The following is a 17,820-nucleotide window of genomic DNA, read 5'->3' as shown; positions in this document are numbered from 1 at the left end:
ACATCAGGGCGCATGCAGCACCAACTTGACGGGCAAGGCATTCAGAAGGGGCTTGATCGCTGCCCACGCAGCAGCAGGCGTGGCGCGGGCGTCCACGGTCACCTGTGCATCACCCAAGGCGTGCACTTGCGGCCATTGCGACGTCGGGATCTGCAAGGGGGTCAGCACTTGGTCGATCAGGCCCTGCACCACGGCCCCCGTGGCCAGGGTGCGCAACTCGGGTTTGTAGATCTTGCCCACATTGGTCACCGGCATGCGTTCGAGGAGGGTGATGCGTTTGGGTTTGGCGGGGGCTTCGTCCACACGCTCGGCGGTGAAGGCCAGCAACTCGGCTTCGCTCACCTGTGCGCCGGGTTTGAGTGTGGCAAAGGCCACGGGCAACTCACCCGCATACGCATCGGGCGCACCGACGGCAGCGCACAGGTCCACAGCGGGGTGGGCACCCAGCGCGTCTTCGATCACCTTGGGGTCGATGTTGTGGCCGCCTCGGATGATCAGGTCTTTGGCGCGGCCCGACAGGTGCAGGCGACCTTGTTCGTCGATGAAGCCCACATCGCCCGTGATCAGCCAGCCGTTGGGCGTGAAGCTGCGTGCAGTCTCTGCCGCGTCCAAATAGCCCGAGAACAAATTGGGGCCACGGTAGAGCACCATGCCTTTTTCGCCCACGGGCAGGACTTGGCCGGTGGCTTGGTCCTCGCTGTTCAAGGCAGCAATGCGCACCTGCGCATGCGGCAGTGGCCAGCCCACACAACCGGCAGGTGCGCTCAGGCCCGGTGGTGCCACCGTGCTCAGGCCTGCGGTTTCGGTCATGCCCAGGCTTTCATTGATCTGAAGGCCGAAGGTTTGTTCAAAGCGCTGCGCCAGCTCGGGCGGCAGCGGTGCCGCGCCCGTGCGGACCGAGCGAATACGCGAGATGTTGGCCCCGTTCAGTGGCACCCCCGCCAAAGCCGCCAGCACCGTGGGCACGCCCGACATGAGCGTGCAGCCGTGGTGGTCGGCCAGGCGCCAGTAGTTCTGCACCACCTCGCGGCTGCGAAACAGGCTAAGCGTGGGAATGATGACGTGCATGCCCACCGCCAGCGAACACAGGGCGCCGGGCAACACACCCGCCACATGGAACAGCGGGTAACCGTTGATGGTCACATCGCTCGCGCGAAAACCCTGCATCGTGGCATTGGCCCATGCGGTGAACACCTGTGCGCCGTGGCTGTGCCGGGCCAGTTTGGGTGCGCCGGTGGTGCCGCCGGTGTGGAAGTAAGCGGCGATGTCCTCGCGCTGAAAAACCCGTTGGCTCACCAGGTGCTCGGCTTCTTGCAGGGCCCGCAAGGCGTGGAAGTCTTGGGCACCTGCAGGCAGCGAGTCGCCATCTTGGAGAAGACCGCCTTCGGGGTTGACCAGCAACACCGTCTTCAAACTGGGCAACTGGGTTTGCAGGCGCAAGGCTTTGGCCCGCAACTGGCTGTCGTCTTCAGCGCCATGCGCGATCAGCACTTTGGCTTGGCTGGCCTGCAAGAGCGACAGCAGTTTTTCATCACTGAGCAAGGGGTTGAGCGGCTGCACGATGCCCGCCGCTTCACCGCCCCAAAGCGCCAAGTGGTAGGCCAGACCGCCGGGCAAGAGAACGGCCACCGCATCTTGAGGGCCCACGCCCAGCTGGTGCAGCAAATTGGCAGTTTGGTGGATGCCTTGCAGCAAGCTGCGGTAGGTCCAGGTGGTGTACGGGCCACCGGGCTGGCCCGTGTGCAAAAAAGTCAGCGCAGGCTGCTCGGCATGAACCTGGGCACTGGCACGGATCAGCGCATAGGTGCTGGCCCAGGGGATGGCCTGGGTCAACGGTGTGGCCTCGATGCGGTGAATGTCAGCGAGGGATTGAACGGGAGATGGAACGGTCAGGTGCATGCACCATGTTAGCCAGGGTTCGGGCGCCCCAGGGCTGCTCAGGCGACACCCTGGTCTGGCCATTTCTTCCAAAATAGACTTCTCTTTCACCACACAGCAGAGACGCACATGCAACACATCGGATTTATCGGCGCTTCGGGTTTGATGGGCCATGGCATGGCCAAGAACATCCGGGCCAAGGGGTTTGACTTGTCGATTTCGGTGCACCAACGCACCGCGCCCGTGCAAGACCTGTTGACTACAGGTGCCCGCCAGGTGGGCAGCTATGCCGACTTGGCCGCCTGTGATGTGGTGCTCATTTGTGTGACCGGCTCACCCCAGGTCGAAGCGGTGGTGGCTGGGCCGGGCGGCTTGTTGTCCAAGGCACGCGCGGGCCTGATCGTCATCGACACCTCCACCAGCGAGCCCGAATCCACCCGCCGCCTGGCCGCGCTGTGCGCCGCGCAAGGCGTGGTTTATGTGGACGCGCCGCTCACACGCACGCCCATAGAAGCCGAAGCGGGCAAGCTCAATTCCATGGTGGGGGCGACGCCCGAGGTGTTTGCCCGCATCGAGCCAGTGATTCGCGCCTACAGCGAAAACGTGTTCCATGTGGGCGAGATGGGCGCTGGCCACGTCATCAAATTGCTCAACAACTTTGTGGCGCAGGCCATTTGCACCGCCACAGCCGAAGCCTTTGCGGTGGGGGCCAAGGCGGGGGTGGACTTGAACCAACTGGTGCAGGTCATCTCGGCTGGCGGCGTGAATTCGGGCCTGTTCCAGCTGATGGCCAAAACCCTGCAGGGCGACTACGGCGCCATGAAGTTCGAGCTGAACAACGCGGCCAAGGATTTGCGTTATTACTCACACCTGACCGAGGCCATGAAAGTGCCCTCCATGATCGGCACCAGCGTGCACCAGGCCCTGAACACTGCCGTGGCTTTGGGTTACGGCAGCGAGATGGTGCCTTCGCTGGTCAAGGCGCAAGCCCAGCTCAACCAGGTCACGATCGCCAAGGCTTAAGGCCTTGGAAACCATCGAGGCCTTCGATGGCTTGCAGGGCCTGAGCCGCCTCCACCACGCTCGGCCGTTGACGCGGCTGTTCTGACAAACAGACCTGTGCCAAGTTTTGCAGGGCCTGAACAGCCGGGTGGTGCGCTTGCGCTTGCGCGGCCAGCGCCAACTCTTGAAGCAAACACCCCAAGGCCCGCACCTCCAGGGCCAGCAGGTTTTGGCGCAGTTCGGGCCGATCGATGGGCAGCCGCGTGGCGGCGCCAAAGTCACCCAAACGGGCCTGGCCCTGCAGCGGGTCGATTTGGATGTTGTGCGCGTACACGTCCCCGTGCATCACACCGCGTTGGTGCAGGTGCGCCACGGCACCCGCCACATCACTGGCAATGCGCAGGGCTAGAACGGCTGACAGCTTGAAGCCGCTCGGGTACACATCGCGGGTGCAGCTGTCCAGACTCGGCGGACCCGCCAGATTGACGTGAGCCGAAGGAATCAGCGGCATGAGCAAACCCTGAGCCTGTGCAGGGTGACCCGTGAGCCGCGCCACGGGCGTGGTGAGCGCCGGGTGTTGTCCGGCTGCCAAGCAGGCGGTCAACTCGTCTTCGGGCAGGCCGTCGCTGGTCACCTCGCCTTTGAACAGTTTGAGTGCCAAGGGTTGGGGCCAGCCCCTGGCCTGCACTTGGTAGATGTGGCCTGAAGCGCCCTCGCCCAGCAACGGGCCGTGTGTCAAATCGGACCAAGCCATGCCCGGCAGCTCGGACCCTGCGGGAACCAACCAGCCCATGGCATTGCCCGCCAGCGCCAACCAGGACAAGCGGGGCAATTCGGTTAACCAGCCAGGCACTTCGGTCAGGCGGTTGGCCGATATGCGCAGCAGCTCCAGACGGTGCGCTTGCTGCAGGCTGTCGGGCAAAGCCTGCAAGCGGTTGCCCGCCAGCATCAGCTTTTGCAAAGCCGGGCGTTGGCCCAGTTCAGCGGGCAAATGGCCGATCACGTTGTCGGTGAGTGTTAGCCAGCGCAAAGCGGGCGGCAGCGCGGCGGCGGGCACATCGGCAATGCGGTTGGCTTTGAAGCCAACCATGTGCAAAGCCGGACAGTCGCCCAGCACTTCGGGCAACACCTCAAAGTCGTTGTCCGAGGCAAACAAGACCTGCAGCTTGTGCAGGCGTGTCAGCTGGTGCGGCAATTCGCGCAAGCGGTTGCCACTGAGGTTGAGCACCTCCAGCGTGTCGGCCAAGGCGAAAATTTCTTCGGGCAGTTCGCTCAGACCACAAGACAGATCGAGGCGGCGTATGCCTGCCAAGGCGCCGCTGCGCAGTTGTTCCAGGGTGTGCATGTGCGCTCAGCGGTAGGTGGCCAGGTGGATGTTGGTTTCGGTGCTGCGGATGCCACTGACCAGACGAATGCGCTCCAGCACTTCGGACAGCTCTTTCATCGACGAAGCCTCGATCTCGGCCAGCAAATCCCATCGGCCATTGGTGTCGTGCAGACTCACCACGCCGGGCTCGCCCAACAGACTGGCAATGACCTGGCGGGTGGTGTTGCCCTCGATGAGTACCCCCATCCAGGCCTTGATGCGCTCGGGTTCGGCTTCGGGGCGCAGCTTGATGGTGTAGCCCACGATGACCTGCTGGTCTTCGAGTTTGCGCAGGCGGTTGTTCACGGTGCCACGCGAGACCCCCAGCTTGTGCGCAAGGTCTGCGATGTTCATGCGGGCGTTTTGCCGAAGCAAGCTGATCAGGTGCTGGTCAATGTCATCCATGGTGAAAATTGTCATTCAGACCTGTCATTTTGACAAATAAATGCTTGAAACAGCATATTTTTGGCGATTTACTTTGCCATGTCGGGCCATGACACTTCTCGCACCGACCCACCCATCGCCCCACAAGGGGCGACCAGCTGAACCCCATGACCATGAACCACCCCCACACCCCCCATGCCTCTTTTTCAACCACGCCCCTGTACCTGAGCGCCCCCGACGCTGTGGCCTTGGTGCGCCGCAAGGGCCTCAAAAACTGCATCGCGGGCATGGCCGAGTACATCCGCGCCGACTTTTTGCGCTGGCCAGACTTTGACAAATCGGCCCGCGTCGCCAACCACTCGCAGGGCGGCGTGATCGAGTTGATGCCGATCGCGGACGACACCACCTACAGCTTCAAATACGTCAATGGCCACCCCCACAACACCGCCATCGGCCTGTCGACAGTGATGGCCTTTGGTGTGTTGGCCGATGTGGCCACGGGCGCCCCCACATTGGTGAGCGAGTTGACGCTGACCACCGCCCTGCGCACGGCCGCCACCTCGGCATTGGCCGCCAAGGCCTTGGCCCGCCCGAACAGCCGCGTGATGGCGCTGATCGGCAATGGCGCACAAAGCGAGTTCCAGGCCATCGCCTTCCAGCACCTGGTGGGCATCGACACGGTGCGGCTGTTTGACATCGATCCACAAGCCACGACCAAACTGTTCGCCAACCTGAGTGCTACGGGTCTGAAGCTGCAGGTCTGCACCAGCGTGGCCGAGGCGGTCCAAGGGGCCGACATCGTGACCACCATCACCGCGGACAAGGCCTGCGCCACCATCGTGACGGCCGACATGCTCGCGCCCGGCATGCACATCAATGCCGTGGGCGGTGACTGCCCGGGCAAGACAGAACTGGCCGCGGATGTGCTGCAAGCGGCCAAGGTGTTTGTGGAGTACACGCCGCAAACCCGTGTCGAAGGCGACAGCCAGCAAATGCCCGCTGACTTTGCCGTGACCGAGTTGTGGCAAGTGCTGAACGGCACACGCACAGGCCGCGACAACGACGCGCAAATCACGGTGTTTGACTCAGTGGGCTTTGCGCTGGAAGACTTCTCGGCCTTGCGCTTCATGCACGAGGCGGCGCTGGCACTGGGCTACGGGGAACGTTTGCACCTGATCCCGCAACTGAGCGATCCGAAAAATCTGTTTGTCACTTTGCTGGACGCAGGCCACAAGGCCAGTGCCTTGCCTCTGCCCTGCCTGGCCACCGCCATCGCGTGAGGCGGGCAATCCAGAACCTGTTGTGCAGGCGAAGTTATTTGGACGAACCCAGCCCCTGGGCGATGGTTTTCAGGTCTTGCCCCGGGCATTGATGGCATCGGTCAGGCACCGCGCCAGATAGGCTGCCGCAGGTGTGAGTGGGACGTCCGGGGGCGAGAGCAAGACCAGCTCGATCTCGGGTGGCCGCATGCTGCGCAGCGACAACTCCACCAGGCCATGGCCTTCGGGCTGCGCCAGCAAGGGGGACGGCATGATGCTGATGGCATCGGTTTGCCGGATCAAGGCCATCGCCGCCATGGCGTCGCAACGTGTGATCTGCTGGGGTGGCGGCACGCCCGCCTGGGCGAACATGGCAAGCAAGCCTTCGTCCAGCCCTTGAGAAAACGGGCCGGGCATGACCCACTCCAGCGCGGCCAACTTGGCCGCTGTGGGTTGGCGCAGCACTGGGTGCCCGGCGCGCACCACCAGTTTTTGCTGGTCCTTTTGAAGCCGGGTGCACTGGAACTCTTGGGGCGTGACATCACCGCTGTCGGCCACGATGGCAAAGTCCACCGTGCCATCGCGCAAGCCCGGCAAAACGCGGGCCACCAAGCCTTCAATCAAACGCAACTCGATGCGCGGGTAGCGCTTGCGAAACCACAAAAACGCCTCACCCAGCACAGTGAGCATCAGGTAGGGCGTGAGCGCCACGCGCACGGTGCCAGCGTTGTCGCCCTGCGCTTGCTGCAACTCGTCTTGCGCCAGTGCCAGCTGGCGCATCACCAGCAGCGCCCGGGCGTGCAGCCGCACACCCGCTTCGGTCAAACCCACTCCGCGAGATTTGCGCACCAGCACGGACACGCCCGCCTCTTCTTCGAGTTGACGCAAGGACTTGGTCAAGGCTGCTTGGGTCAGGTGCAGTTCGCGGGCAGCGGCGCGGATGCTGCCGTGCTCGACAGCAGCGACCAGGGCCTGGAGTTGGTGCAGTTTCATGCTGACACAGTTTAATACAGAGACAACCCCAAGTTGTCATGAAGAAAATTGACAGTCTTTCAGTTGTCCCCTGACAAGACTAGCATGAGGCCATCTTTTGACAATGGAGACCCCCATGAAAATGATCAAGACCCTCGGCCTGTTGTTGGGCGCCGCCCTGGCCGTTCAGGCGCCTGTCCAAGCGCAAAACTTTCCCAACAAGCCTATCAACCTGATGGTGCCTTACCCGGCTGGCGGCCTGTCGGACATCATCGCTCGCAAGATCAACGTTCCCCTGGCGACCGAGCTCAAACAGCCCGTGATCATCGAAAACCTGGGCGGTGCGGGCGGTGCCATCGCGGCGCAAAAGGTGCTCAATGCGCCTGCAGACGGTTACTACCTCTTCCAAGGCTCGCCCAATGAATTGATCCTCGCCCCCTTGGCGATGAAGGCGGTCAAGCACACGCCCGACGACTTTCGCCTGATCCAGCGCATGGCCATGGCGCCCATGGCCATCGTTGCCAGCAAGAATTTCCCGGGCAACACCCCGCAAGAGATGGTGGCCGAGATCATCAAACGCTCCAAATCCGGCAAACCGGTCAACTACGCCAGTGTGGGCATCGGCAGCTTCTACCATTTGCTGGGCGAAGAAATGGCCAAAAAGCTGGGCGCTGAAATGTTGCATGTGCCCTACAAAGGCGGTGGTCCCATCACACAGGATTTGATGGGTGGCCAGATTGACTTGTTCATCACCCCTTACGGCGCTCCCCATGTGCACATGGCCAAAGAAGGCAAGATCAAATTCATCGCCGCCTTGTCACCCCAGCCGCAGCGCCTGATTCCAGACGTGCCTTCGATCGACGCGGCCAAAGAGTTGAAGGGCTTTCACTACACGATCGGCAGCGGCTATTACGTGAAAAAAGGCACACCCGAGCCCATCGTCGAAGCCTTGCACCGGGCACTGACCAAGGTCATGTTTGACGCAGACTTCCGCAACACCATGACCGCCATGGGCCAGGAAGTGGGCGAACCCCTTCGTTTGGACCAGACCCAGCAGGTGTATGCCGATGAGGTCAAGCTTTACCAGGGCATCGCCAAATCGATCAAGCTCGAAGCCCAATGAGCGTGCTGCACGCCTTGCAAACACGCGCTGCGCCCTTTGTGGCGCTGCGACGTGATTTGCACCGCCACCCGGAGCTGGGCCTGAGAGAGTTCCGCACTTCGCAGGTACTGGCCGAGCAACTGGAAAGCTGGGGTTACACCGTCACACGCGGTCTGGCCACCACCGGGCTGGTGGGCCAACTGAAGCGCGGCAACGGCGGCAAACGCTTGGGCCTGCGGGCCGACATGGACGCCCTGCCCATCCACGAAACCAACAACTTTGAGCACTGCAGCGTGCACGCAGGCGTGATGCATGCCTGCGGCCACGACGGGCACACCGCCATGCTGATGGCGGCGGCGCAATACATCGCCCAAGAAGTCGAGTTTTCGGGCACGCTGAACCTGATTTTTCAGCCCGCCGAAGAGCACCCGGGCGGCGCACAAATCATGATCAAAGAAGGCCTGTTTGAGCGCTTTCCCTGTGATGCGATTTATGCCGCCCACAACATGCCCGGCGTTGCTGCGGGTGAGTTGGTCTTCATCGAAGGCCCGGCCATGGCGTCGAGCGACGATGTGACCATCACGCTGACGGGTGTGGGTGGGCATGGCGCCATGCCGCACCGAACACAAGACCCGATCGTGGCGGCAGCGGCGATTGTCATGACCCTGCAAACCATCGTCTCGCGCAATGTGGACCCGCAGCACACCGCCGTCATCACCGTGGGTTCATTGGTGGCGGGCAAAGCCAACAACGTGATCCCCGCCAGTGCACGTCTGGAACTCAGTGTGCGCTCGCTCGACCGCGAAGTGCGCGACCTGCTGCAAGAACGCATCACCAGCCTGGTCACAGCGCAGGCCCAGAGCCTGGGCGTGTTGGCGCAAATCGACTACAAGCGCGACTACCCGGTGCTGGTGAACACCGCTGCCGAAACAGAACTGGCCCGACAAGTGGGCACCGAGCTGCTGGGCGCCGAACGCATCACACGCCAAGGCCGACCGCTCACCGGCAGCGAAGACTTTGCTTTCATGCTGGAGCACTGCCCGGGCAGTTATTTCATGATCGGCAACGGTGCAGGTGAAGGCGCAGGTGACAGCGCAGCCGCCCACGCCTGCATGGTGCACAACCCGGGATACGACTTCAACGACAACATCTTGCCTGTGGGCGCGGCCTTCTGGTCCTTGCTGACACAGCGCTACCTGAAAGATTGAACACATGACCACCGAACTCTGGCAAATGAGCGCCACCGATCTGGCCGGGCGCATCGCCCGACGTGAGACCACCGCACGCGCGGCCACCGAAAGCGTGCTGGGCCGCATTGCCGAGGTCAACCCGAAGTTCAACGCCTTGGCCAGCGTCACCCCAGACAAAGCCCTGCAAGCGGCCGATGCCGCCGATGCCGCTCAAGCCCGAGGCGAAACGCTGGGACCGCTGCATGGCGTGCCGGTCACCATCAAGGTCAACATCGACGTGCAAGGCGAGGCCACCGACGAAGGCGTGCATGCGTTCAAGGACAACATCGCCAGCAGCGACTCACCTCTGGTTCAGTCCATGCGCGAAGCGGGGGCCATCGTTGTAGGCCGCAACAATGCGCCTGCGTTTTCGCTGCGCTGGTTCACCGACAACGCCTTGCATGGCCGCACACTCAACCCGTTTGACGCGGGCGTGACCCCCGGCGGCTCCAGCGGCGGCGCGGCGGCAGCCACCGCCTTGGGCATGGGCGCCATTGCGCATGGCAACGACTACGGCGGCTCGATCCGCTACCCGGCCTGGGCCTGCGGCGTGGTGGGGCTGCGCACCACCGTGGGCCGTGTGCCGTCTTACAAGGCCAGTGCCCCCAACCGCATCATCAGCAACCAGCAAATGTCGGTCCAAGGGCCATTGACCCGCACGGTGGCCGATGCTCGGCTGGCCCTGCGAGTGATGTCGCAAGGCACGCCGCTCGACCCGCAGTGGGTGCCAGCACTGCTTGAATTTGCCGACGCCCGCCAGCCCACCCGTGTGGCGGTGTTCCGCAGTTGGTCGCATTCACCCGTCGACCCCACCGCCTCAGCTGCCGTGGACCAAGCGGCGCGTTGGCTGGAAGCGGCGGGCTACACCGTCGAAGAAGCCGAGCCACCACATTTCGCCGAGGTGTCTGCCATGCAGATGCACATGGTCATGAACGATATGCGCCGTGCAGGTGAGGCCTTCATGCACCAGAACGGTGACGATGCACTCCGCAAAGCCCTGGGTTACTACATGGCGGTCTCGCCCGTGTGGGACCGCGATCAATATCTGGAGGCCACGACCCGGCGCTTCAACATCGCACGCGATTGGGCGGTGTTTTTTGAGCGTTACCCGGTGCTGCTCATGCCCAACTCGTGGGAGCGCCAGTTTCCGATCGACGAAGACCAACAATCGGCCGAGCGAATCGCACAAATCTTTCTGGCCCAAGCACCGATGCTCGGCACCGCCACGCTCGGTTTGCCGGGCCTGTCGGTGCCGACCGGCGTGGTGAATGGCTTGCCTGTGGGCGTGCAGATCGTCAGCACCAAATTCCGCGAAGACCGGATGCTGGCTGCGGGCGAAGTGATCGAGCGGGCAGCGCAGTTTTCGGCGCTGGACCATTTGCTGCACCAAGGCTGAATGCGCAGCGCGCCTTGGTGGCCCAACCGGTCAGGCCCAAAGGCCTGACCTGCGACAACTCAGCGGCCCACCACCCGCGCCATCTCGAGGCACTTGTTCGAGTAGCCCCACTCGTTGTCGTACCAAGCCATGACCTTGATGAAGGTGCTGTCGAGCGCCATGCCGGCTTCGGCGTCGAACACGCTGGTGCACACCTCGCCCCGAAAATCGGTCGACACCACCTTGGCTTCGGTGTAACCCAACACGCCCTTGAGTGCCCCTTGGCTTTGCGCTTTCATCTCGGCGCAGATTTCGGCATAAGTGGCCGGGTTGTTGAGCTCGGCGGTCAAATCCACCAATGACACATCGCTGGTGGGCACACGCACCGCCACGCCGGTCAGTCGGCCTTTGATCTCGGGAATCACCACGCCCACCGCCTTGGCCGCACCGGTGCTGCTGGGGATGATGTTTTCCAAAATGCCGCGCCCGCCGCGCCAGTCTTTGTTGCTGGGGCCATCCACGGTTTTTTGGGTGGCGGTGGTGGCGTGCACGGTGGTCATCAGGCCGCGCTTGATGCCCCATTTGTCGTTCAGCACTTTGGTGATGGGGGCCAGCGCGTTGGTGGTGCAGCTGGCGTTGCTGATGATGGTCTGCCCCGCGTAGGATGCGTGGTTGACCCCATAGACAAACATCGGCGTGTCGTCTTTCGACGGTGCAGACATCACCACCTTTTTGGTACCGGCTGCCAGGTGTTTGCCCGCGCTGTCCTTGTCCAAAAACAAGCCCGTGGCTTCGATGACCACGTCCGCGCCCACCTCGTTCCACTTCAGGTTGGCCGGGTCGCGCTCTTGCGTGAGGCGGATGCGTTGGCCATTCACGATCAGGGTGCTGCCCTCGACCGACAGCGTGCCCTGGAAGCGGCCATGCACGCTGTCGTATTCCAGCATGTAAGCCAGGTACTCGGGCTCGAGCAGGTCGTTGATGCCGACGATCTGGACATCCTGGAAGTTTTGCACCGCGGCACGCAGCACCATGCGGCCGATGCGGCCAAAACCATTGATACCGATTTTGATGGTCATGTCTGTCTCACTTTCGTTGGGGATGTTGGACCAATGGCGCGGCTTTCGCCCCGTTGCGCCCTTGTAACCATCCTAAGCGAAATCATGAAACTTTGTTACGCACCGGCATGAACACGGATTTGTTCTGGTTTTGTAACTGCTGTGGGTCTTGTCTGCAAAGGCCCACAGATTGGTGGTATCCGCCGCCTCAGTCGCCCCATCGCGTATGGAACTTGCCCGCACGGTCCGTGCGTTGGTAGGTGTGGGCCCCAAAAAAATCGCGCTGGGCTTGCAGCAAGTTGGCGGGCAGCCGCGCTGAGCGGTAGGCGTCGTAATAACTCAAAGCACTCATGAAAGCGGGCATGGGCACACCGTGAAGCGCGGCTTGGACCACCACTTCGCGCAGATCCTGCTGGTTGTCGGCCATGACACGGGCAAAGTGCGGGTCCACCAACAAATTGGGCAAATCGGCCTGGCCACTGTAGGCACGGCGAATGTCTTCGAGCAAATGGGCGCGGATGATGCAGCCCGCACGCCAGACTTGGGCCACCTGGGCCATGGGCAGTTGCCACTGCTGCTCGCGGTCGGCGGCCCGCATCAAGGCAAAACCCTGGGCGTAGGCGCAGACCTTGGCGGCCATCAGGGCGCCACGCAGCTGGGCCAACAGGGCACTGCGCTCGGGCCAAGTCGTGGTTTCGGGCCCGCGCAAAACCTGGGCCGCTGCCACGCGCTCGGTTTTGATGGCACTCAAGGTGCGGGCGAACACCGCCTCGGCAATGGTGGGTGCGGGCACCCCCAAATCGAGCGCCACTTGGCTGGCCCATTTGCCTGTGCCTTTTTGTTCGGCGGTGTCCAAAATCATGTCCACCAAAGGCGCACCGGTCTCGGGGTCGGTGCGTTGAAGGATTTGCGCGGTGATGTCGATCAGGTAACTGCCCAGTTCACCCTCGTTCCAGGTGGCGAACACCTCGCCCATTTCGGTGGCCGACATGCCCAGCTTTTGCATGAAGGCATAAGCCTCACAAATCATCTGCATGTCGGCGTACTCGATGGCGTTGTGCACCATCTTCACAAAATGGCCTGCACCGCCCGGCCCCATCCACTCGCAGCAGGGCTGGCCATCTTCGGCTTTGGCGGCAATGGCCTGAAGCAAAGGCTTGACCCGTGGCCAGGCCTCGGGCGATCCTCCGGGCATGAGGGCCGGGCCCCGCAAAGCGCCCTCTTCACCGCCACTCACACCCGAGCCCACATACAAAATACCCGATGCACGCAGCGCGTCGATGCGCCGCTGGGTGTCGGTGAACAGCGTGTTGCCGCCGTCGATCAGCACATCGCCGGGCGACATGAGGGGGGTGAGTTGCGCCAGCACCTGGTCAACGGCCGCGCCAGCGGGCACCATCAACCACACGCGCCGGGGCACCGACAGGCTGCCCACCAGTTCGGCCAAGCTGGCGCTGGCCTGAGCCTTCAGGCCTTGGGTGCGTTGCGCGAAGTTGTCGCGCTTGTGGGCATCGAGGTCAAAGCCCGATACCGAAAAGCCGTTGCGCTCCAGGTTCAGGGCGAGGTTTTCACCCATCACGCCCAGGCCCACGAGGCCGATGTCCATGGCTTGCATTTTTGATTGTCCCTAGCATTGGTTGCCGGTCCTCCAAACGAGGACTGGCGCACAGGGATTGTGCAGACAAACGAGAGGATTTCCTGTCACCTGTCTGTCCACGTCATGAGGTCGCCGCATCTGCGCGTGGCAAATGGCGTTCCAGCCCTGGCCCGTGCGCATCCTGATGAGCCACGCACGGCCCCGCCAACATCAACCCCTGCCCGGGATCTCCGCAAGCAGCTTTTCGACATGCGCCTTCGCTTTTTCGAGCGAAGCCAAACTGCCGGTGAGGTACATGCGACCGCTGGCCCCGATCATGCTGCACTCGACCAAGGTCAGGTCGGGTGCAACTTTCTCGGCTTCGTTGGCCATGTGGGCACCAAACAGGGCCGGGGCCACTTCCATGAGCAGCATGTTTTGGCCGGGCAACACCATGCTGGCTTGGCGCGTGCGGTTCATCAGCACGGCATGCTGATCGGTCACGTTTTCCAGAATGTCGCTGTACAGCAGATGCGGGCGCAGTTGGTCTTCGGCCTTGGCGCCCATCCATTGCAGGATGACCTGACCGGCACGCTGCAGCGCCGCGCTGTCGTTGCTGTGCAACTCGAGCACGCCAAACTGCCGCTCCACCGCCAAGATGCCCGGCTCCAGCGTGGGCTCGGCCTTGAGGGCCAGATCGATCACGCGCTGGATGGACAGCCCGGGGGCGATCTCGACCAGCAGCGCGTTGGTGCCTTGCATCGCCACGTAGCCGCGTGCGCCCAGGGGCGAACTCATCCACGAAGAAAACTGGGGCTGCAGGTCGGTGAGCGTCAGGTAAACCCGAAGCTCAGCGGCCGGTTTGGCTGGTGGTTTAGCGGGCGCTTGGGCGGACGCGGCAGCTTTTTTGCTTGTGGCCATGCGGCCTCCTTATCTGCAACAGCCTGCGATCACTTGCCGTCGAAGGCTTTGGACACGTCGGCGTGTGGACGTGGGATGACGTGGCAGGACACCACTTCACCGATGGCACCTGCGGCTTCGGCACCGGCTTCTGTGGCGGCCTTGACGGCACCCACGTCGCCCGAGACGATGATGGCGACCAGGCCGCCACCGACTTCTTTTTTGCCAACGATGTTGACGTTGGCGGCTTTGACCATGGCGTCAGCGGCAGCGAAGGCAGCAACATAACCTTTGGTTTCGATCATTCCGATGGCTTGTGACATGTGAGTCTCCTTGAGGGGTTAAAAAAGAAAGGGTTGAGGGAAAGGGTGAAGGAAAAAAATACCGATGCGTTAACGCATCGGTGTGGGGGTGTCGTAGTTGTCGAGCGAGGCGATGATGAGCGCGTCGGCCACCACACGCGGGTGCGCCGGGGCGAACCACCAGGCGGCAGGTGCGCCGATGGTGATCATCACGCGCTCGCCAATGCCGCAGCCCATGGGGTCGTAGCAGACGACCACGTCTTTGGGGTAGTCCAGTTGCACCTCCAGCAATGCCCCAGCGGGCAATTCGGGCAGGCGTTTGCTGGCCACGATGCGGCCGATCACGGTTCCTGTTTTCATGGCTTGGTTCCTCGTTCAATGGTGATGCCGCGCTTGCGCAGGGCTTCTTTGCCCAAAGGGGTCATGACCGCCTTGGGGTGCAGCCGAACGGTTTTCACGCTGGGCGGCAGGGTTTTGAGTAATTTTTCGCCGATCACGCCCTTGAGCTCGGGCACGTCTTGGGCGGCGTGATCGTGCAAACCACAAGAATCGCCCTGGCATTCGCAGGCCTTGCCTTCTTTGCAGGAGGAGCAGCAAGCAGCTGGGTCGATGGCGGTGGTAGCGGCCATGGCCGAAGCCCCAGACACACCACCTGCGGCGGCCACGGCTTTCACCGCCGCCTCGTCCACACGCATGTCAAAACGCAGCAAGCCCGATTGCGCTGCTTGCAACAGGGCCGGGCTGGCAGCCAGGCGCTTGAACAGATCGGTCAGGGCAGCGGCATGAGCGGCTGTGCCCACACGCAAGGGCACCACCACGCCTGCGGGGCTGGGGGTAGGCTGCGCAGGTGCAACAGGTTTGGGCATGCCCACTTGCTTCCAGTAAGCGTCTTTGCGGGCGATCAGGCCATCGCGAATTTGGTACACGTCAGTGCCGTCATAAATGCCAATTTGGCCACCGGGCAAGGGCAGGGATACTTTGTAGTTCTGCACCACGGTCTGGCCCAGCACGTTCATGTGCGAATCGGAAAACTTCGGGCCAGTGGGGCTGGCAAAGCGTTCTTTCAAAAATGCCAGGCAGGCTTCGCGACCTTTGAGCACACGCGAGTCGGGCAAGACCCAGACCACATCGGACGCAAAACAGGCCACGATGGCTTCGGCGTTCACGGTCTCGTAACCGGCTTCAAAGCGGCGCATCAAAGCCGCTACGGACGCGTCAGCCGCCGGGGCTGGGCTGGACGCAGCGCTCAAAGCTTTTCGCACCTGCATGCGAATTTGTTCGCGCAAAGCGTCTGTGCTCATGCCGCGCCTCCGGCGTCGCAGATCACGGCTTCGGCCACGGCGGCTGCCGTGCGCACATCGGATGCAGTGCCCGACAAATACAGCCGCCCAGCCGGGCCCATGAAGCGGCAGTCGATCAATTTCACGTTGGCGGCTTTTTCAGCCTCGTTGGCCACCAAGAGGGCATACGACGAGGTGGTCATCTCCATGATGTAGAGCGATTCGCCGGGCAAGAGCATGCTGCCGGCCTTGCTGCGGTTGATCAAGAACGCGTGGTAGCCATCCACCCGGTCGATCACTTTGGAGGCCAAGATTTCGGGCTTGAGCACGCTTTTTTCGCTCACGCCCATGGCATCCAAAACGGCAGCACCGGCTGACTTGACGGACGAAGAGGACTGGCCGTGGAACTCCAGATAACCGAACTGACGCTCCACCACCAAGTTGCCGGGCTTGACGTCGTCGTGCTTCAAGGCGATGTCGGTCAGCCACTCGATGTCCATGCCGGGAGCGACTTCGATCACCATGGCGGCGTCGTTGTGGCGCGGTAAAAAGCCACGGGCTGTCGACCCCAACAAACACATCAGTTGTGGCTGCAAGCGGTCCAGAAAAATATAACTGCGCAAAGTGGACATGGGGGGCTTTCAGCGAAGGTGTTCGAGTTCTTCCTGCACGATGCGCAGGACTGTGGCCTGGAGCTCAGGCGTGAGGGTGGACAAACTGCCCGAAGACGCTGGCAAGGATGCGCCCGAAGCCATGGCCCCGGCCCAGCCGCCCGGCAGCGGAAAGGCCACGCGTTTCCAGTTGACCAGCAGCTCGGGGCCGACGTTGCAGTCCACCGAGCTTTTGCCCGCATACCCCGTGCCGATGGTGAAGGTGTAGGGCAAGCCGGTGTTGGCGCCTGTGCTGTCGTGCACCGTGGAGCCGTTGACCACCACGCGGTAATAGTCGAGCGCTGCGCCCCAGACTACGGCCTGTTCGGCGCTGGCCGAATGGATGCCCGAGGTGTGGCCTGCGCCGCTGTGCTGGAGCATGAGGCGGGCCACGTCGATGGCTTGGTCGATGCCCGGCACCACCACACAGCCCAGAATGGGCGAGAGCTTTTCCTTGAGCAGCACATGGCCCGGCTGGGGGTTGGCGATGGGGCAGATCAGTGCCTGGCAGTCGCGTGGCACCTGCACGCCTGCGGCCTGCGCGATTTCAAACGCCGGACGACCCACCACCTTGCCATTGAACTTGCCGCCCGGAAAGGCGTGGTGCTGAATTTTTTGAGCCTCTTCCTCGGTGCACACATGCGCTCCCTGGCGGGCCAGCGCTTGCTGCATCTGCGCCGCAATGCCCGCATGCAGCATGAGGACCGAGGGTGCCGAGCAGGGGCTGCCGTGGTCAAAGTTCTTGTCGACCACCACGGTTTTTGCTGCCGCCTCCAGGTCGGCGCTGGCGTCTACGTAGACCGGCGCATTGCCCGAGCCCACGCCAATGGCGGGGTTGCCCGAGCCATAGGCCGCACGCACCATGGGCGTGCCACCGGTGGCCAAAATCACATCGGTGCGGGCGTCGCGCATCAGCGCCCCCGTGGCCTCGACTGTGGGACGCGTGAGAATTTGCAGCGCATGGGCAGGACCACCGGCTTTTTCAATAGCGGCTTGAAGCTCTTGTGTGACAGCCGTGCAGCAGCCCAGCGCCACCGGGTGCGGCGAGATGACCAGCGCATTGCGTGTCATCAGGCACAAAATGGTTTTGAAAATGATGGTGGCCACGGGCGAGGTGGAGTTGGACAAACCCACCACCACACCGGCGGGGCGGCCGATCTCAACGATGCGCAGCGCGTCGTTGCGGCGCACGCCGCCCAAAGCGACGTTGTCCCATGCGGTGGGCGTCAGCGTGCAGGCAATCTGGTTCTTGGCGATCTTGTCCGCGACTTTTCCGATGCGGCTTTCGCGCACGGCCCACTCGGCATAAAACTCGGCACGCGGCAACAAGGCGGCGGCCACTTCTTTGGCCACACGTTTGGCCTCTTCGGGCGTCCACAGCGCCAACGTGGCAGCGGCTTGCTGGGCGCGGCCCAACAAGTCGCGGGCCTCCTGCAAGGCGGCCAGATCGTGATCGGCCAGATCGATGGGGTTGCTGGAACTCATGT

The 17,820-nt window shown here is 62.7% G+C and carries 17 protein-coding genes; 5 read left to right on the top strand and 12 right to left on the bottom strand.

The window, feature by feature from the left end; translation table 11 throughout:
- Positions 1 to 3 precede the first annotated feature (3 nt).
- Entirely contained in the window at positions 4 to 1,899 is a 1,896-nt protein-coding gene (locus tag L63ED372_RS01005) for an AMP-binding protein (protein WP_062402062.1), read from the bottom strand.
- Between the two features lie 108 nt (positions 1,900 to 2,007).
- Between L63ED372_RS01005 and L63ED372_RS01000 the strand changes: the two genes are divergently transcribed.
- Entirely contained in the window at positions 2,008 to 2,901 is an 894-nt protein-coding gene (locus L63ED372_RS01000; protein ID WP_062402059.1) for an NAD(P)-dependent oxidoreductase, read from the top strand.
- On the opposite strand, the gene L63ED372_RS00995 is transcribed toward L63ED372_RS01000, so the two are convergent.
- Positions 2,882 to 4,225, bottom strand: coding sequence for a leucine-rich repeat-containing protein kinase family protein (locus L63ED372_RS00995; protein ID WP_062402055.1), 1,344 nt, complete (start codon positions 4,223 to 4,225; stop codon positions 2,882 to 2,884). The genes L63ED372_RS01000 and L63ED372_RS00995 overlap by 20 nt on opposite strands.
- Positions 4,226 to 4,231: 6 nt before the next feature.
- Positions 4,232 to 4,651, bottom strand: a complete 420-nt coding sequence (locus tag L63ED372_RS00990; RefSeq protein WP_062407472.1) for an Lrp/AsnC family transcriptional regulator — start codon at positions 4,649 to 4,651, stop codon at positions 4,232 to 4,234.
- Between the two features lie 152 nt (positions 4,652 to 4,803).
- Here L63ED372_RS00990 and L63ED372_RS00985 point away from each other — a divergent pair, with 152 nt between their 5' ends.
- The gene (locus L63ED372_RS00985) at positions 4,804 to 5,910 is read left to right on the top strand and encodes an ornithine cyclodeaminase (RefSeq protein ID WP_062407470.1); all 1,107 of its coding nucleotides are present in this window, start codon (positions 4,804 to 4,806) and stop codon (positions 5,908 to 5,910) included.
- Positions 5,911 to 5,979: 69 nt separating this feature from the next.
- On the opposite strand, the gene L63ED372_RS00980 is transcribed toward L63ED372_RS00985, so the two are convergent.
- Positions 5,980 to 6,882, bottom strand: a complete 903-nt coding sequence (locus L63ED372_RS00980) for a LysR substrate-binding domain-containing protein (protein WP_062402052.1) — start codon at positions 6,880 to 6,882, stop codon at positions 5,980 to 5,982.
- A gap of 115 nt (positions 6,883 to 6,997) precedes the next feature.
- On the opposite strand from L63ED372_RS00980, the gene L63ED372_RS00975 reads away from it, so the two are divergent.
- From L63ED372_RS00975 to L63ED372_RS00965, 3 genes are read left to right on the top strand one after another with little or no spacing between them, the layout of a single operon-like run.
- Positions 6,998 to 7,984, top strand: coding sequence for a tripartite tricarboxylate transporter substrate binding protein (locus L63ED372_RS00975; RefSeq protein WP_197275297.1), 987 nt, complete (start codon positions 6,998 to 7,000; stop codon positions 7,982 to 7,984).
- Positions 7,981 to 9,171 (top strand): M20 aminoacylase family protein, encoded by a 1,191-nt coding sequence (locus tag L63ED372_RS00970; protein WP_062402046.1) that lies wholly within the window; start codon positions 7,981 to 7,983, stop codon positions 9,169 to 9,171. The genes L63ED372_RS00975 and L63ED372_RS00970 overlap by 4 nt, the downstream gene beginning before the upstream one ends.
- Before the next feature lie 4 nt (positions 9,172 to 9,175).
- Positions 9,176 to 10,588, top strand: coding sequence for an amidase family protein (locus L63ED372_RS00965; RefSeq protein ID WP_062402042.1), 1,413 nt, complete (start codon positions 9,176 to 9,178; stop codon positions 10,586 to 10,588).
- Positions 10,589 to 10,647: 59 nt separating this feature from the next.
- Here the strand turns inward: L63ED372_RS00965 and gap are convergent, their stop codons facing one another.
- From gap to L63ED372_RS00925, 8 genes are all read right to left on the bottom strand, one after another.
- Entirely contained in the window at positions 10,648 to 11,646 is a 999-nt protein-coding gene (gene gap / locus L63ED372_RS00960; protein ID WP_062402039.1) for a type I glyceraldehyde-3-phosphate dehydrogenase, read from the bottom strand.
- Between the two features lie 187 nt (positions 11,647 to 11,833).
- On the bottom strand, positions 11,834 to 13,240 hold the full coding sequence (gndA, locus tag L63ED372_RS00955) for an NADP-dependent phosphogluconate dehydrogenase (protein ID WP_062402036.1): 1,407 nt from the start codon (positions 13,238 to 13,240) through the stop codon (positions 11,834 to 11,836).
- Between the two features lie 192 nt (positions 13,241 to 13,432).
- Positions 13,433 to 14,122: a microcompartment protein gene (locus L63ED372_RS00950; RefSeq protein WP_197275296.1), complete on the bottom strand. Its 690-nt coding sequence runs from the start codon at positions 14,120 to 14,122 to the stop codon at positions 13,433 to 13,435.
- A 29-nt stretch (positions 14,123 to 14,151) separates the two neighbouring features.
- Positions 14,152 to 14,424: a BMC domain-containing protein gene (locus tag L63ED372_RS00945; protein ID WP_019427480.1), complete on the bottom strand. Its 273-nt coding sequence runs from the start codon at positions 14,422 to 14,424 to the stop codon at positions 14,152 to 14,154.
- Between the two features lie 69 nt (positions 14,425 to 14,493).
- The gene (locus L63ED372_RS00940; protein ID WP_019427481.1) at positions 14,494 to 14,763 is read right to left on the bottom strand and encodes a EutN/CcmL family microcompartment protein; all 270 of its coding nucleotides are present in this window, start codon (positions 14,761 to 14,763) and stop codon (positions 14,494 to 14,496) included.
- Positions 14,760 to 15,704: a nuclear transport factor 2 family protein gene (locus L63ED372_RS00935; RefSeq protein WP_062402032.1), complete on the bottom strand. Its 945-nt coding sequence runs from the start codon at positions 15,702 to 15,704 to the stop codon at positions 14,760 to 14,762. Before L63ED372_RS00935 ends, L63ED372_RS00940 begins: the two co-directional genes overlap by 4 nt.
- Entirely contained in the window at positions 15,701 to 16,315 is a 615-nt protein-coding gene (locus L63ED372_RS00930) for a BMC domain-containing protein (RefSeq protein WP_062402029.1), read from the bottom strand. The genes L63ED372_RS00935 and L63ED372_RS00930 overlap by 4 nt, the downstream gene beginning before the upstream one ends.
- A gap of 9 nt (positions 16,316 to 16,324) precedes the next feature.
- Entirely contained in the window at positions 16,325 to 17,818 is a 1,494-nt protein-coding gene (locus L63ED372_RS00925) for an aldehyde dehydrogenase family protein (protein WP_062402026.1), read from the bottom strand.
- Between the last annotated feature and the right edge of the window lie 2 nt (positions 17,819 to 17,820).

Origin of the sequence: Limnohabitans sp. 63ED37-2 (genome assembly GCF_001412535.1) — a bacterium.
In the GTDB taxonomy this organism is placed as follows: domain Bacteria; phylum Pseudomonadota; class Gammaproteobacteria; order Burkholderiales; family Burkholderiaceae_C; genus Limnohabitans_A.
Note: the sequence above shows the minus strand (reverse complement) of the source record. Positions and strands in the feature narration are given on the sequence as shown.

What these genes read in the sequence shown, in the direction of transcription:
- L63ED372_RS00990 (WP_062407472.1), bottom strand. Translation starts at nt 4,651, where the DNA reads ATGGATGACATTGACCAGCACCTGATCAGCTTGCTTCGGCAAAACGCC.
- L63ED372_RS00995 (WP_062402055.1), bottom strand. Translation starts at nt 4,225, where the DNA reads ATGCACACCCTGGAACAACTGCGCAGCGGCGCCTTGGCAGGCATACGC.
- L63ED372_RS00945 (WP_019427480.1), bottom strand. Translation starts at nt 14,424, where the DNA reads ATGTCACAAGCCATCGGAATGATCGAAACCAAAGGTTATGTTGCTGCC.
- L63ED372_RS01000 (WP_062402059.1), top strand. Translation starts at nt 2,008, where the DNA reads ATGCAACACATCGGATTTATCGGCGCTTCGGGTTTGATGGGCCATGGC.
- gap (WP_062402039.1), bottom strand. Translation starts at nt 11,646, where the DNA reads ATGACCATCAAAATCGGTATCAATGGTTTTGGCCGCATCGGCCGCATG.
- L63ED372_RS01005 (WP_062402062.1), bottom strand. Translation starts at nt 1,899, where the DNA reads ATGCACCTGACCGTTCCATCTCCCGTTCAATCCCTCGCTGACATTCAC.
- L63ED372_RS00975 (WP_197275297.1), top strand. Translation starts at nt 6,998, where the DNA reads ATGAAAATGATCAAGACCCTCGGCCTGTTGTTGGGCGCCGCCCTGGCC.
- L63ED372_RS00935 (WP_062402032.1), bottom strand. Translation starts at nt 15,704, where the DNA reads ATGAGCACAGACGCTTTGCGCGAACAAATTCGCATGCAGGTGCGAAAA.
- L63ED372_RS00930 (WP_062402029.1), bottom strand. Translation starts at nt 16,315, where the DNA reads ATGTCCACTTTGCGCAGTTATATTTTTCTGGACCGCTTGCAGCCACAA.
- L63ED372_RS00985 (WP_062407470.1), top strand. Translation starts at nt 4,804, where the DNA reads ATGAACCACCCCCACACCCCCCATGCCTCTTTTTCAACCACGCCCCTG.
- gndA (WP_062402036.1), bottom strand. Translation starts at nt 13,240, where the DNA reads ATGCAAGCCATGGACATCGGCCTCGTGGGCCTGGGCGTGATGGGTGAA.
- L63ED372_RS00980 (WP_062402052.1), bottom strand. Translation starts at nt 6,882, where the DNA reads ATGAAACTGCACCAACTCCAGGCCCTGGTCGCTGCTGTCGAGCACGGC.
- L63ED372_RS00950 (WP_197275296.1), bottom strand. Translation starts at nt 14,122, where the DNA reads ATGGCCACAAGCAAAAAAGCTGCCGCGTCCGCCCAAGCGCCCGCTAAA.
- L63ED372_RS00925 (WP_062402026.1), bottom strand. Translation starts at nt 17,818, where the DNA reads ATGAGTTCCAGCAACCCCATCGATCTGGCCGATCACGATCTGGCCGCC.
- L63ED372_RS00940 (WP_019427481.1), bottom strand. Translation starts at nt 14,763, where the DNA reads ATGAAAACAGGAACCGTGATCGGCCGCATCGTGGCCAGCAAACGCCTG.
- L63ED372_RS00970 (WP_062402046.1), top strand. Translation starts at nt 7,981, where the DNA reads ATGAGCGTGCTGCACGCCTTGCAAACACGCGCTGCGCCCTTTGTGGCG.
- L63ED372_RS00965 (WP_062402042.1), top strand. Translation starts at nt 9,176, where the DNA reads ATGACCACCGAACTCTGGCAAATGAGCGCCACCGATCTGGCCGGGCGC.